The sequence below is a fragment of the Deinococcus sp. Leaf326 genome (assembly GCF_001424185.1).
Classification (GTDB): Bacteria; Deinococcota; Deinococci; order Deinococcales; family Deinococcaceae; genus Deinococcus.
The window spans coordinates 1-13,469 of the sequence record NZ_LMOM01000023.1; the positions used below are offsets into that span (position 1 = coordinate 1).

The following is a 13,469-nucleotide window of genomic DNA, read 5'->3' on the forward strand; positions in this document are numbered from 1 at the left end:
CGAGCGCCGTCATTCGGCGCTCGGCTACGCTACGCCCTGGTCTACACTCACGTCATCGGCGAACGCTCGCAACGCCGCTTGAAGTCAAACCTGGAGCATTACCGCCCAATGTCCCCCTTCCTCATGCCACAGGAGAAGCATTATGACTCACAGTGCCCAGTCCCATTCCGCCGCCGCTACGCCTGCCATGACGTCCCGCACCGAGGACGGCCGGACCCTCGTGCTCGAACGCTTCTTCCGGGCACCACCCGAACGGGTCTTCGCTGCGTTCTCGCAGGCCGAGCACCTGTAGCGCTGGTGGGGCCCGCGCGGCTGGGAGGTGCCGGTCTGTACGGTGGATTTCCGCCCGGGCGGTCGCTGGCACTACTGTATGAAGTGCACGGACCCCGCCCAGGGCCAGTTCTACGGTATGGAGTCCTGGGGCCTAGGCCTCTACCATGAGATCCAAGACGGGGCGTACATTATTTACACCGACTATTTCTCGGATGCACAGGGCGGGATCAATGAGGCCATGCCGGCCACGCTCGTTGAGTTGACCTTTACGATGCAAGAAGGTGGGACATGGGTCGTGAACCGCTCGACTTACGCCAGCGAGGAGGGTCTAAAGACCGTGCTGGACATGGGGATGCTCCAGGGGATCACCGAGACCTGGGATCGGCTGGACGAGAATCTAAAATCCGTCTGAAAAACGTGCTGGCGCATGTTTTCCCTGCATCAACAAAGGTGAACGATGGGGCAGAGGTGATGCGCTCGTGTCCCGGTCGGCTTATCCCAACGATCTAACGGACGCCGAGTGGCACGTGAAGTCATGATCCGCTTGATGGTGCGTCGGCTGGCAAAACCCTCACTCTGACCTTTTTCAGACGCACTTTAATAGTACTTTGTCACTTTGCTGAATGCACACTCACGCCACTGTTTCAGGCATTTCCTCGAAAGAGGGACGACAGCGTGTCAGGCGCGCACAAGTATTCCCGCATGTCCAGAATCTTCCTGGTATTGGCTGCGCTCTTGACCTCCTGTGGCTCACGAGACATGGTGGCTCGGCGATGGCTCGCCCCTGTCGGTGTTCTGCATGGGTTGGAACTGGTCGCCCTAGACCGCTGGCAGGGCGGTGGCGTCAATGGACGCTTGCATGAACAGTTCCTTGAACTCAGGTGCAAAGATCACCCCACTTGGCCATGGCCTCGAGTACGTCAAGCCTATTGGTCGGGTCCAGAATGGCGTGGTGAGGTCACATTGGCCTTGCTAGGGTTTTGTGGAGGGGGAGTTCAGTCTGATTCAGACTGGAGGCAGTTATGCCCACCCCCAAGCAGCAGTACACCGCGGAGTTCAAGCAGGAGGCTGTGCGACTGGTTGAATCGACGGGCAAGAGTTGCGCCCAGATCGCCCGCGATCTCGGCGTCCCCGCCCACTCCGTCGTTCGCTGGAAACAGCAGCAGGAAGTGCAGCGTGCCAAGGGACGCCCCGTGTTCACGGGGCGTGGCATCGCAGGTCGCTCTGAACAGGAAGACCGGATCAAGCACCTTGAGCACGAGCTGGACATTGCCCGACAGGAGCGGGATATCCTGAAAAAAGCGGTGGCCTTCTTCGCCAAACAAAGCTGATTTTCGCCTTCATCCAGCAGCACCGAGAAGCATTCCCGGTGCTGCTGATGTGCCAAGTGCTGGAGGTCAGTGTGAGCGGATATTACGCCTGGCGGGGAAGGCCGGAGAGTGCCAGGGCACGGTCTTGCCGTGCCCTGACCGAGAAAATCAGAGTCAGCCATCAGCACAGCCGGGGGACCTACGGTACCCCGAGAATTCAGGCCGACCTGGCCGACAGGGGCGAACGGGTGAGCCGGCAACGGATCGGGCGGTTGATGAAGGCAGCGAATCTGGTGACTCGCTGCAAGCGGAAGTTCCGCGTGACCACCAAAGCCTCACCCCACCAGCTTGTCGCGGAAAATCTCCTGAACCGGGAGTTCAAGCCGATCAGCCTAACCAGAAGTGGGTGACCGACATCACGTACCTGCCGACGACCGAGGGCTGGCTGTACTTGGCGACCGTCATGGATCTCTTTTCGAGGAAGATCGTCGGCTGGGCGCTCCATGAGCGCCTTCACACGCCCCTCGCTCTGGACGTGCTGAACATGGCTTGGCAGAGAAGACAGCCGGGTGCCGGGCTGCTCCACCATTCTGACCGAGGGAGCCAGTACACCAGCGAGGTCTACCGACAGGCCCTGGATCGCCTGAAGGCGGTCCAGAGCCTGAGCAACAAGGGGGAGTGTTGGGATAATGCTGTTCAGGAAAGCTTTTTCTCAACCCTGAAAGTGGAACTTGACCTTCGCCAAGCACGCAGCACGCGTGCTCAGACCCGCAGGGAGGTGTTTGAGTGGATTGAGGTCTTTTACAACCGGCAACGTCGTCACTCGTCGTTAGGCCACCGCTCTCCGGCGGCCTTCGAGGAGCAAGCCCCCTATCCTGAACTGTCCCTCCACTAAACCCTTGCAATTTCAGTTGCACTCGAGCGGGCGTTGGAGGTGCCCGTGGATTGGATTCCAGGGGCGCAGTACCCGCATGGGGCACATGCCGGGAAGCACGTGACGGGGAAGACGGCTGCCGTCATCCTGGCGATCCGGTGGATGGGGCACGCGCAGATGGGACTCCGCGATATCGCGCGAGCGCAGGGGGTGCCCTGCGTGATGCTGCCGAGCGGGTTGAACCCCTCGAATGTGGCGTGGCATCTCGTGGAGTAGGTGGGGCATCAGTTGTCGGGTGGGGAGCGCCTGGAAGCGTAGGCCGAGCGCACCTCGCAGCCGCCCCGGCCGCGGCGGGGGAGGACGTAGTAGCCGTAGCCGAAGAAGAGGGTGGTCTGCTCAGCGAGATCGGTCGGGAAGTTCGACAGATCAAGTGCCTCACCCTGGTCGTCGAGCAAGGTCAGACCCAGCTGCGCAGAGACCAGAACTGTTGTCGTTTCTGGGCAGCAATTCAGGATCGTCCCCGTCAGATCCTGCAGGGCCTGACGAGTCGCCTCGACTTGGGCGACCGGTACGATGATGGCGAAGAGGAGTGTCATCTACCTTTGAGCGTAGATGCGGTTCTGGTAGACCCACCCTAAGTGCTGTACTACACTCATGAGCTTTCTAAGGGATTGCTGAGTCTGGGATCGCCCGCACAGCTTCCGTCTTGGGCATGATGCAAGTGTCACGTTATTCCCAATTCAGGAGGTCCCCTTATGGCCGCACTATCCCGTCTTGCTCCCCCGCTCTTCTTATTGACGACTCTTCTCTCCTGTGGACAATTTCCTGATGTACAGGGGACGGATCCCTATGCCCTCTCACAACTCGGCGAGAAGGTGGATCAGGTCGCCGTGCCCTACGAATCAGGAACCATCCCCGCTGATCAAACACGTGTCCGGGTCTCGTTCGTGGGTGACGCGGCCGACTTGCCGATGATCGGTGTCCGGCAGGTGCTCCTGTGTGGGGCCACTTGCACCTCCACAGGGGTGACGACAGGGGTACTGACCAAGGAGGACGGCACTGGTCGGGGCGTCGTGTTCAGCGATGTGCTTCTGCCTCCAGGCCAGATTGACCGCATCATCGTTCAGCCTGATCCTGCACTAGGACAACCCGTAGCCTTCAAGACCATTTCCCTGTCTGAACCCCTCACCCTCCTTGGAGGTGAGCGGCAGGAGATCTTCCTTTCCGTCCAATCTGTAGCCACCCAGCTGAAGGTGACTTTTCTGGGAACGGCTGCACTTCCACCTAGTGTGGGGACCGTCATGGCCTACCGTCCAGACAGGAAGATGGCCTGGCCTGCGGGTGGTGCGGTGGCCATGTCCATGGCCGCTGGAGGGATGGAGAAAGCACAGCTCTTCGGCATGCAGCTGATTGATACCGGTGGACTGATGCCACGCCTGATGATGTGGCCTGCCATGAAAGGTCAGGCACCCGCAACGGTCGCACTGAAACTGGATCCTGCTCGCCTTCCACAAGGCATGACTGCAGCCGACTACCAGGTGCGGGTCAACAATGCCACCTCGCCGAAAGTCACTGTTCAGGGCGATACGCTGACCTTTGCAACTGACGATCTGGCGAGCGCACGAATCTATACCGACCGAAGTGTGATCGAGACGAGCACTGGGGAGCGGATCGCTCTCCCTGGGAAGACCCTCTCGAGTGCCGGCTTAAGTGCGCAGGATACGTCAGCCTGCAAAAACAGCTTAATCTCCAGGCGCGCGCAGTATGAGCAGTATTTCGCGAACGGAACTGATGCGATCCGCATCTTCGATTGCGAGAATGTCGCCCCATACGTCCATATCGTCCTCATTGACCGCTCAAATCGTGGCAGGACGGTGGGTCTCCCCATTACTCCAAGCAACGACTACCCAGGAAAGTATGTTCTGCGCCCGATCACCTCCCATGGGGAGGGTGCAGCAGTAGCCATCAACGGCTTCACTTGGGACGGGGACTATGGGACCTATATGGGGACAGGCTATGGGACGCCCATTGGCACCCTGATTACGAATGGCATTGTGCGGCGCAAGACTTCGACAACCGAAGCTATTCTGGGCTTCCAGATGCAGCCTACGGACCGTTCGCGTGGGACTTCAGCGGAATTCTTCGTAGGGGCAAGCAACAGTCTCAATCTAGGCACCCATAACTACAACGTCATTGGCTCGACCACGTCGATCATACGGAATAATGCCTGCAATCTCAATCTCGATACGACCTCGATCAACCGATGGAGTGCAGTTGGTATTGGATACAACCGGATGGCTTTGATCTCTACGACGAGTGACGGAAGCTCTTCGCCAAGGGATCTATGCAGCGTTTTCGAGGGTCTTGGGTATATGGATGGGGCTATTCGGTTGGATGGAGGTCCTTCGGCCTCTATGACCTGGTTGGGGCAGCACATCAATCCATTGACGGGATCAGATTATTATAAATTTGGCAATGCACGTAATATTCTGAATGCACTGGTCTGGAAATAGACGTGTAAGGCTAAGCGCGACGACCTGGGGATCACCAGCCGGCGAGGTCTTCCTTGAGGTCGTCGACTGCGAGTTGGGCGTAGCCCTTGCGGGTGGTATCGACCGACTCGTGTCCGAGGTGAGCGGCCACTCGGCCGAAGTCTTTGATCTGCTGGAGCAGCCGTGTCCCGGCGTACTTGCGTCCGGGGTGGAAGCCCCTGAAGTCCACCCCGGCCAGGGCAAAGGCCTTGCTGATGTGCTACCGGGCGGTCATGGCATGCCTATACCGGAAGAGATGGGTACTGGGCGTCGTCCGTTTCCCATCGGTATGGTCTGGCCCGCCTGGTCCGTAGAGGCCTCGGTAATGCCGGGCTGCGCGCGCGAGGCTGGTGCTCATGGCCACCACCCGACCCTTGCGGCCCTTGCCGCTGCGAACATGCAGGCGCTTGGCCGCCTCGTCGAGGTCATCCCACTCCAGCGCTAACGCCTCGCTGATGCGCAAGCCCGCGTGGGCCGTGAGGAAGAGCAGGAACTTGGCGTGCACGTCCGCGTGTTCGAGCACGTCGGCCAGTTCGTCCTCGGTGTAGGGTGGGCGCTTGACGATGCCCGGGGTACGGTCCTTGGGCACCTTCGTGTCGCGGAAGGGGTCGGCTTCGGTCGCCCCCGCCCACCGGAGGGCGCGGTAGAGGCACCCGGCTGCCGCGACCTTGAGCTGGACGCCAGCGGGTTTGCGTCCAGCAGCGAGGAGGGCGTTGATATAGCCCTGTGTGTCATGACGACCTGGCCGCAGGAGGCTGAGGGCTTGTGCAGTGGCGTACTCGATGAACTGCTGGGCACCCAGGGCGTAGGCCTCTACAGTACGCGGACTGGTCAGCACCCCACTGCCGCCCTGATGCGCGAGATAAGCGGTGGTGAGCGAAACCAGAGCCGCGACGTCCTTGTCCGCCGCAGCCTTCACGGCACGGCGGCGCAATTCCTCGTCGTGGAGATTCGTCCACTCACGGGTCTGCGCGAGCAAACCGCCCTGATATAGAGTAAGGGTCACCTGATCGGAATCCAAAACGCAGAGTAAAGCATGACTTATCTTACCTAATATGCTAACTGCGCTCTAGCTTCTGAAGAGGTCGACATCTGATGCGATCAACTAGCCCTCATAGACTGTTGCAAAGGACAGGTCCACGGCGACCTGTCCAGTCTTCCCACTTACTTCTGTCGTCTTAGTGCGTGTAAACGTTGGACCCCAAATCTCTGGCCAGATAGAACGCCAGATTGATTTTGGAAAATTTCGGCCCATCGTTCAGGTTGCATCCTCCGAAATCCTGATTCCTGAACGCAAAGCCGTGAAAATACTTCGGATGAGTCCCCCAGATGTCCAGGTACCACACCTCACCCGAAAACATGCGGTAGAGGTTCCCTGTCAGTGACGTCGAGATAGTTGAATCCCAATCGACCCAGGTTCTGGGACAGCCGTCAGTATTATCTTCGCCAAGGCTATTCGGATTCGTCGTGACGTATCCGAACGTCTGAATTTTTCCTGTGGGTTCGAAGATGTAGCGGGCCAGGAGCATGCCTATGACGTTGTCGGTGCCATAGACTGCCTCGTTGCTCGTTCGCCAAGCGAACAGGGCAGGATCGACAGGAACGATCACTGGGGTCTGCCCCCCATCATCCGGCATCGAGAAACCCGCCGCGGTGAAGCCCAGATGGTCTGTGAGAAGTGAGGCCTGCAACCGCTTGTATCCGTCGATGCCCGGCACCACCCATGCCTGATCATGCCAGTAGGTTTGTGCTGCCTGCACAGCGGCCGTACGTTGATCATCGTAGGTTGGGAATGACCGGTCATACATTGGGCTGCGCAGAGATCCCAGCAGGTCATTGAGAACTGCCTGGTCGTTTATACCGCTTTGGTAGCCTGGCTGCAGCCACCAGAGGGTGTTATCCGTCTGGTTGATCACGGTCTGATTCGGCAACGGTTTGGGCACACTCTGCTGAAGAATCTGGTTGATGCCAGCGTCCTCAGTCTCTGGGAGTTGCACCTCTGCATTCAGTTGGTCAGCCGTCTTAGTGCCCCCCCACAGCTGCGCGATCACCTGCTGCCGGTTGCGTGCCCAGGCGCTGAGCAGGTGCTGACGGTCAGTGGCGGATACCTCCTGGATACCGTTCAGGGCCGTGAGCTGAAGGCCGACGTAGCTCATCCACTGGGCATCCATGAAGTCCCATTGCGCCTGAACCTCACCCGCCGATGCTGGCCCGTACAACTTTGTCTTCTGGGCAATGTAATGACTCCAGAGCTGTACTAAGCCACTGGTATTATATCCATTGCTGATCAACTGATCTTTCCAACGGTTCATGCTACTAGTGGCGCTGTAGATGTCCGTGGTGTGCATTTCCTTCCGCGCCTGCTTCTGAAAGTTGGCAATCTTTACCTTGAGAGCAGGCATGTTGGGAGTCTTCGCGCGAGCTGTGGAGAGAATACTTTTCAGACTGTCATTGAGGTCTTCGACTTTCTCAATGTCCTGCTGTAAGCCGTTGGCGTAGTAAGCGTTGTAAGCCGTGTAGTTTACATCGTTGTCTACCTGCCCAATGGCGTTGGCGAGGTCCTGACTCATCTGGTTCAGGTCGCGCTCAATGCGAGAGAGACCCAGATTGAGATCATGCAGCTGCGAAGAGATCTGACGAAGTTGTTCCCCGTCCGAATCTGTGCCCGCTACCGCACTAATAATGCTTTTCAGAGCTGTACCAGCGGCAGCTTTTCCCACTCCGGAGAAGAAAGTTTTGGCGATGAAGGCCATGGGACTCGTGTCAAGGCTCTGAGATTGCAGGGTCGGACCAGCAGTGAACTGGTACTTGCGGCTTGTGCCTGCCTCGTTAATCAATTGCGACAAAAAGGCATTGATGCCGCCAGACGCTTGTGCCTTGCTCACGAAGACGGCAGGATCGAAGTATCGCGTGGGTAAGTCACGGCGGAGGTTGAGGCCTTTAGGGAGCGAGAGCAGCTGGCCGACGGCTGTATTTGCCTGCGCCTCACTGGCCTGGGGATGTCGGTCGAGATATCCCCCAATGAGCGTCGAGAGGAGGTTAACCCGTTGGAATTGGCCCGTGTTGCTTTTCACAACGCGCTGAAGCGTGACCTGTTCTCCCGCGACAAGGCCAGTGACCCGAATACGCAGGGCCTGGGGTTGTTGGTCCGTCAATAGGTCGAAGCCACCCGTGTCATACGTGACACCCGCGATCACCGGAACATTGGAGAGGGTAGTAACCTGGACAGTTGCATTAGCCATAGGATCGACCACACTGGCTTCACCGTCCAAGACGGTGTCCTCGGTGATGCTTCCGACGTCTGGGAAGCTGATCTGATTGTTTGAGCCACAGCCGGTCAGCAGTAGACCCGACAACAGAACTATAGCGGTCCAAGAGTGCAGAAGACTCCTATTTGTGGGTAAGAAGGTAACCGCTCTACGTGACTGAGGCATATGCTCACCATAAGGGGTAAGGTCTCACGTTCCGGTTACAGTGAAACATGCTTAACCTCGCTTTGGAGAGGGATGGGAGCGGCCCAAGGGGAGGAACTTGGCCTGCACATTGGTAGGAGATCTCGAAGTTGCGTTCTCCACGGGTGTGGGGATGGACCGTCCAACGGCTACAGCACCAACACCGCATTCAAGCGTTCCCCACGGGTGTGGAGATGGACCGTCCACCTGCTACGGCGCGCTGCTCAGCGTCAAGTCCTGGAGATCGGAAGAGGACGTGCTTTGCTCTCGCGTGTCATACATAATTTTTCAAGTCCTCAAAAACTGTTGGGTACTGAGGTGTCCGAGATACCTGGGATACGGGCCGTCTGGATTGTTCGAGCATCGGTATCTCTCCTCCCTATTGTACTTAATATCTGTTATGACAAATAGGGTAGCTAGAAATAACTCCCTCAGATCCACCCAGCCAATCTAGGGGTACCATTACCCCTCAAAACAATTTGGAGGCCCCTTCCTGCCCCTCCTGTGAGCAAGCAAAATTCAAGCCCTCCCAGACGCATCCCAGGAGATCACGACCTAGCCAGGGGTGGAAACCACGCTCTCGCTCCTCCATTCCGCACTCAGTTCTCGTGCTTCAAGCTTGATTGGATCGCCACAATAATTCTATTCCCGCCTGAATACCGGACCGTAACCGGAAGGTCGCTGTGTTCGCCTCGACCGTGACAATCTCTAAGTCCCGTGCTGTATCAACGTCAATACATAGCTTGACCGGACTGACGTTACGCTGCACGCCCAACGCCTGAACGACGTCATTTACAAAATCCCTAGTTCAAGCGCCCGAAGGACTGCGCGAGTTCGGTCTCGGGCTTGCAGCTTGAAGAGAATACTGGACACAAGATTTTTAACGGTCCCTTCCTTAAGTTGCACCAGATCGGCCAGCTCCCGATTGGAGTACCCCCCAGCCATCAGGCGCAGCAATTCTAATTCTCTGGGTGAGAGCTCTGGAGACGCCTCCGGTTCTGGATCTGCGTCCTGGGATTGCCGAAGATGAGCCACGACATGCTCGCTCAGCACAGGTCGTGAAAAGGTTTCTCCCCTCGCTACGGTCCGAATACTGTCCAGCAACGTCTCGAGTGAAGCGTCCTTGAGCAGGAAGCCGCGAGCACCAGCTTTCCGGCTGCGCAGTAGCGCTTCGTCGTCATTAAAGGTGGTGAGCATCAGCGTCGGCGGTAAGCTACCTTTGATATTCAAGGCCTCTAAAACCCCCAAACCGTCAAGCCGCGGCATGCGCACATCCAAGAGGAGAACGTCGGGGCGGATGGCGCAGACTACGGCGACTGCCTCTTGGCCGTCTCCAGCCTCCGCCACGACTTCTATATCTGGAGCAAGCTCGAGTAGTCGGCGCAGCCCTAGTCGCACAAGGGTCTGATCATCAACCAGACACACCCGAATCATAGCCTTCCAGCTAAGGGGAAATGGGCTTCCACTTGAAGTCCTCCTTGAGGTCCGGGCCTCAGCATCAGCGAGCCATTCAACTCATTCATGCGTTCCTGCATTCCTTTCAAACCATTGCCCGTGATGAGTGGCCAATGTACATGTCCATCGTCCGCAATTTGAATAATCAATGTGCAATCCGTGCACTGCATGGACAACCAGAGATTCCTGGCCTGGGCATGTTTGAGTGTGTTAGTTACTGCTTCTTGGGTCAAACGAAGGAGTGTGGCTGCTTGACAGGGCGGTGGCGTCAGACAGATGGGAGGAATATCGACATGGACTTGGAGCCCAGGAATACCACTGGTGACTTGATAAAGCAACTTCTTCCAATCTTCAGCGTCACCTCGCAGGTCATTCACGCTCTCCCGGACGTCTGCCAAGAGCAGGCGATTCAGGACCCTAGCCCGCTCAATAGACACCTGAACCTCTGAACCAGAGAGATGAGCTGCGAGTTCCAACTCCATGTTGAGAACGGTGAGGTGATGTCCAAGCGAGTCATGGAGCTCCCGCGAAATTCTGGTGCGCTCTGCTTCGCGGGTCGCCTGCTGCAGCATCGCGCGGGTAAATTGAAAATTCACATTCAATTCGGCCAAGGACTTGCGGGCTCGACGCTCGTTGCCGAGCATCTGAATCAGAAGTGCCGTTAGCATCTGGACAATGCCCATGAATACACCCGTGTAAAGGGCGCTCCCTAGAGACAGCTGGGTCTGGAGTACCAAAGCCAACCCGACGTTCTGAAGAGCAATCCAGCCTAGGGTGGAGCGCCAAGGCAACAGGCCGGGAAGCAGGGCGGCGATAAGGATCAGCAATACCCCCAGATCTGCCTTGGAGGAGAAGATGGCGTTGGTGCCTAGGGCACTCAAGGTCATCACACCGCAACTCCACAAGCGTTTTTGCCGTAGTGGTGCAATACCAGTAGCCATCCAGACGGCTGTTCCCCGAGTCGCCCACCAATAGGCAGTGCCGAAGAGGAGATAGAGGGATAACCACACAGTGTACTCAAGCGGTGTGAGCCGTTGGAGCGCTTGCTGTCCGTCTGCTCCATCCAAGCTGATGTAGAGGAGCTCGGTGAGCCAGCAAAGCAGCCCCCCCCAGCGCAGCAGGGTTCCTGTATGGATGCGCACGACAGGGCAATATAGCGGGCGCAATATCCCAGATCAGGTGCCAAAAGTCATGTTGGCCACTTGACTTTCGGCACCTGTAGTTTTCTAACGCTCCTCTTATATTTTCTGTCGGCAGACGTAAAACGCTTTTAGCACATTCAACTATCTCTAAGAGGGGATAGGCAAGGCCAATATGTCTTCCAAAGACCGCTAAAAACTTCGGCACGTCAGGAAAACTTATAGACTCTCTCAAGCGTAGTGGAGCAAATATGAAGCACTTGCCTCTTTATATCGTCGGCTTGACAGTTTTACTTTCCTCTTGTGGAAATCAAAGTGTTCCTAAGAGTGGTGTTGTATCAAGCACTCCTACCAATTTGCAGCGTCCTGGTGACTTGGCTCCGGCTAAAACGGGAATTAAGAGTAATAATGTCACCAATGTAAATGACACTTGGCGTGGAATGACCTGGCGCCTTCTTGATACCCGTGACGGTATCGTACATGTCGGTGCTGACCAGGCAACTGACCCTTACAGAGGCGACACGAGTGCCGCGAGCGATCTTCCGATTCTCTGTCTTGAACAGGATGGACGCCCCTCCCCGGAGGGGCTAGCGACCAACTTCTACGATGGTTGGGCCAGCGGTCAGGTCAAGCTGACCCCTCCGATCACGGGAAGTGCCCTGACCTCGCAACGGATCGCCGACCAAGTCTGTGCGGCAGAGTTCGGACCCCAGTGGCGCATGGCTGAATTCCACGATGGTCAGGCAAATGGGGAGCCGGGAGGTTGGCGCTTTTACGCCAACGGGAACATCAACACGGATTCCCGCTTTTGGGTCGCTATTAATGACCAGAATGCCAACCCCTGGAACTCGGATGGCGTACGGACGGACACGGTCATTCCTGATTCGACAAAAGTATTGAGTGAGCGGGATCGGGCCGGACTTCTTCAAGCCTCTGAGGATGGTCGGACGCTCCTCTTTCGTTCGGACACTCCTCTCCTGGCCAACTTAAGCGCTGGGATGGTCGTTGTGAGTCGGCCCACAGATGCAGCCCCTGGGGGACTGTTGGGGCGTGTGAGGGCGGTCCTCAACAATGGTGAAACAACAACAGTCCTGACAGAAGACGTTCCTCTGGAAGAAGTTATTCAAGACGGGGATCTGGACGCTGAAATTGCTCTTGATTCAGGTGCAATTGATTATTCCCGTTCAGGCAGTATGATCCAGGCGCAACAGAGTAGGCTTCAGGCGCAGCGAACCTTTAAGCTCTTCAGCTTCTCGAAAACGCCGTTCTGTCTTTATGATCATCAGAATCGCGATCTAGATTGTGATGACGGTGCATCTACGGGTCTCAAAGGACGTGTACCGAGTACAAACTATGCGACTTTTGATGGCAATCTAAACGCACAGGCCAATGCGTTTATTAACGTAAAAATTCGCTGGTTTAGCTTGAGGCACTTTGATGCAGGTGTCGAACTTACTGAGTCAGCCAAAGCCATTTTGGATGCCAAGGGATCATACACCTGGAATGTCAATAAAGATTTGAATCAGTGGAAAATTACCTTCTCCCCTATCGTTTTCTTTATTGGACCCGTTCCTGTAGTAATTACGCCTATTCTCGTTCCCACTGTAGGGACGGATGGGGAAATTACGGCAACACTCCATTACGAAGTGACACAAAATTTTAGCGGACGATACGGTACAGAGTATAACAAAGGTAACGGGTGGAGCGGTATCAAGTCTCACTCATCAAACTTTACACAATCTCCTGCGACGGCGAATGGAACCGGTCGAGCGAGCGCCTATGTCGGAGTTAAGGGAATCATGGCATTCTATAGCTCTTCGGTGAACGGTCCGCAGGTATTTGCGCACGCCAAACCCTTCGCTGAGGTTGAAGCTAAAGCGTCTGCCGTGATTGGCCAAGGTGCTCAAATCGAAGCCTGCGGTTACTACGGTGTACGTGCTGATGTTGGGGTCGCTTTCCCACTGATCACGTCCAGCACCTGGCAGGCGCGAGTACTAGATTTGCGCGACCAGATTGGGTGCTGGGGTGCTGGGCAACCCGGACCGGGGAACGGAGGGAACGCCTACAACACGATGACGCTCAACTTCACCAGTGTTCAGGGGGACGTCGAGGTCAACAAATATAATCCCGTGACTGGCACTGCTACGAGAATTGGATATTTGGGAGGTGATGGGAGCGTCGATATCCTCAATGCACTCAATGCTACAGGAGATACCATTATCCAAGTTTCGAGCATCGCTAAGCGTTCCTCCGGAATATTCGGTAACTATAGGCGTAACATTGATATGGCTGTGAGTGCCAATGGCCGTACGGTTTATGATCCCTCACCCACCGGATGCACTGGATGTCATTCCGCACAGGTTTACCAATTTACTGTGAATAAGGCCAATGGAACATTAACTTGGTAGAGTCGAAAAAATCATCAGGGGATAACT

At 56.5% G+C, this 13,469-nt stretch carries 10 protein-coding genes and 2 pseudogenes; 6 read left to right on the forward strand and 6 right to left on the reverse strand.

What is annotated here, in order from left to right:
- Positions 1–142 precede the first annotated feature (142 nt).
- The 4 genes and pseudogenes from ASF71_RS25035 (at position 143) to ASF71_RS22495 (ending at position 2,733) form a co-directional block, all read left to right on the forward strand.
- Positions 143–292 (forward strand): SRPBCC domain-containing protein, encoded by a 150-nt coding sequence (locus tag ASF71_RS25035; RefSeq protein WP_235514287.1) that lies wholly within the window; start codon positions 143–145, stop codon positions 290–292.
- Positions 293–307: 15 nt separating this feature from the next.
- A pseudogene (locus ASF71_RS09275) lies at positions 308–685 on the forward strand (SRPBCC domain-containing protein); the annotation flags it as partial.
- Positions 686–1,295: 610 nt separating this feature from the next.
- Positions 1,296–2,478: pseudogene (locus ASF71_RS09285) on the forward strand (IS3 family transposase).
- A 45-nt stretch (positions 2,479–2,523) separates the two neighbouring features.
- A complete protein-coding gene (locus ASF71_RS22495) occupies positions 2,524–2,733 on the forward strand; it encodes a hypothetical protein (protein WP_200939685.1) in 210 nt (69 codons plus the stop codon).
- Between the two features lie 8 nt (positions 2,734–2,741).
- Here ASF71_RS22495 and ASF71_RS09290 read toward each other — a convergent pair whose 3' ends face one another.
- Entirely contained in the window at positions 2,742–3,053 is a 312-nt protein-coding gene (locus ASF71_RS09290; protein ID WP_056298583.1) for a hypothetical protein, read from the reverse strand.
- Positions 3,054–3,212: 159 nt separating this feature from the next.
- On the opposite strand from ASF71_RS09290, the gene ASF71_RS09295 reads away from it, so the two are divergent.
- Positions 3,213–4,970: a phosphodiester glycosidase family protein gene (locus ASF71_RS09295; RefSeq protein WP_056298586.1), complete on the forward strand. Its 1,758-nt coding sequence runs from the start codon at positions 3,213–3,215 to the stop codon at positions 4,968–4,970.
- 31 nt (positions 4,971–5,001) lie between these two features.
- Here the strand turns inward: ASF71_RS09295 and ASF71_RS25040 are convergent, their stop codons facing one another.
- The 5 genes from ASF71_RS25040 to ASF71_RS09315 all read right to left on the reverse strand — a co-directional run bounded on the left by ASF71_RS25040 (position 5,002) and on the right by ASF71_RS09315 (position 11,037).
- A complete protein-coding gene (locus tag ASF71_RS25040) occupies positions 5,002–5,178 on the reverse strand; it encodes a hypothetical protein (RefSeq protein ID WP_235514289.1) in 177 nt (58 codons plus the stop codon).
- 30 nt (positions 5,179–5,208) lie between these two features.
- Positions 5,209–6,009 carry a tyrosine-type recombinase/integrase gene (locus ASF71_RS09300; RefSeq protein WP_235514291.1) on the reverse strand — a complete coding sequence of 267 codons (801 nt, stop codon included), beginning with the start codon at positions 6,007–6,009 and terminating at the stop codon, positions 5,209–5,211.
- A gap of 157 nt (positions 6,010–6,166) precedes the next feature.
- Positions 6,167–8,344: a hypothetical protein gene (locus ASF71_RS09305; protein WP_056298589.1), complete on the reverse strand. Its 2,178-nt coding sequence runs from the start codon at positions 8,342–8,344 to the stop codon at positions 6,167–6,169.
- 888 nt (positions 8,345–9,232) lie between these two features.
- Positions 9,233–9,874: a response regulator transcription factor gene (locus tag ASF71_RS09310; protein ID WP_056298591.1), complete on the reverse strand. Its 642-nt coding sequence runs from the start codon at positions 9,872–9,874 to the stop codon at positions 9,233–9,235.
- On the reverse strand, positions 9,871–11,037 hold the full coding sequence (locus ASF71_RS09315) for a sensor histidine kinase (protein ID WP_082505773.1): 1,167 nt from the start codon (positions 11,035–11,037) through the stop codon (positions 9,871–9,873). The genes ASF71_RS09310 and ASF71_RS09315 overlap by 4 nt, the downstream gene beginning before the upstream one ends.
- A 248-nt stretch (positions 11,038–11,285) precedes the next feature.
- On the opposite strand from ASF71_RS09315, the gene ASF71_RS23605 reads away from it, so the two are divergent.
- Complete coding sequence (locus ASF71_RS23605) at positions 11,286–13,442, forward strand: hypothetical protein (protein WP_156372701.1); 2,157 nt, start codon at positions 11,286–11,288, stop codon at positions 13,440–13,442.
- Positions 13,443–13,469 lie beyond the last annotated feature (27 nt).

What these genes read in the sequence shown, in the direction of transcription:
- ASF71_RS25035 (WP_235514287.1), top strand. Translation starts at nt 143, where the DNA reads ATGACTCACAGTGCCCAGTCCCATTCCGCCGCCGCTACGCCTGCCATG.
- ASF71_RS09290 (WP_056298583.1), bottom strand. Translation starts at nt 3,053, where the DNA reads ATGACACTCCTCTTCGCCATCATCGTACCGGTCGCCCAAGTCGAGGCG.
- ASF71_RS09295 (WP_056298586.1), top strand. Translation starts at nt 3,213, where the DNA reads ATGGCCGCACTATCCCGTCTTGCTCCCCCGCTCTTCTTATTGACGACT.
- ASF71_RS09310 (WP_056298591.1), bottom strand. Translation starts at nt 9,874, where the DNA reads ATGATTCGGGTGTGTCTGGTTGATGATCAGACCCTTGTGCGACTAGGG.
- ASF71_RS23605 (WP_156372701.1), top strand. Translation starts at nt 11,286, where the DNA reads ATGAAGCACTTGCCTCTTTATATCGTCGGCTTGACAGTTTTACTTTCC.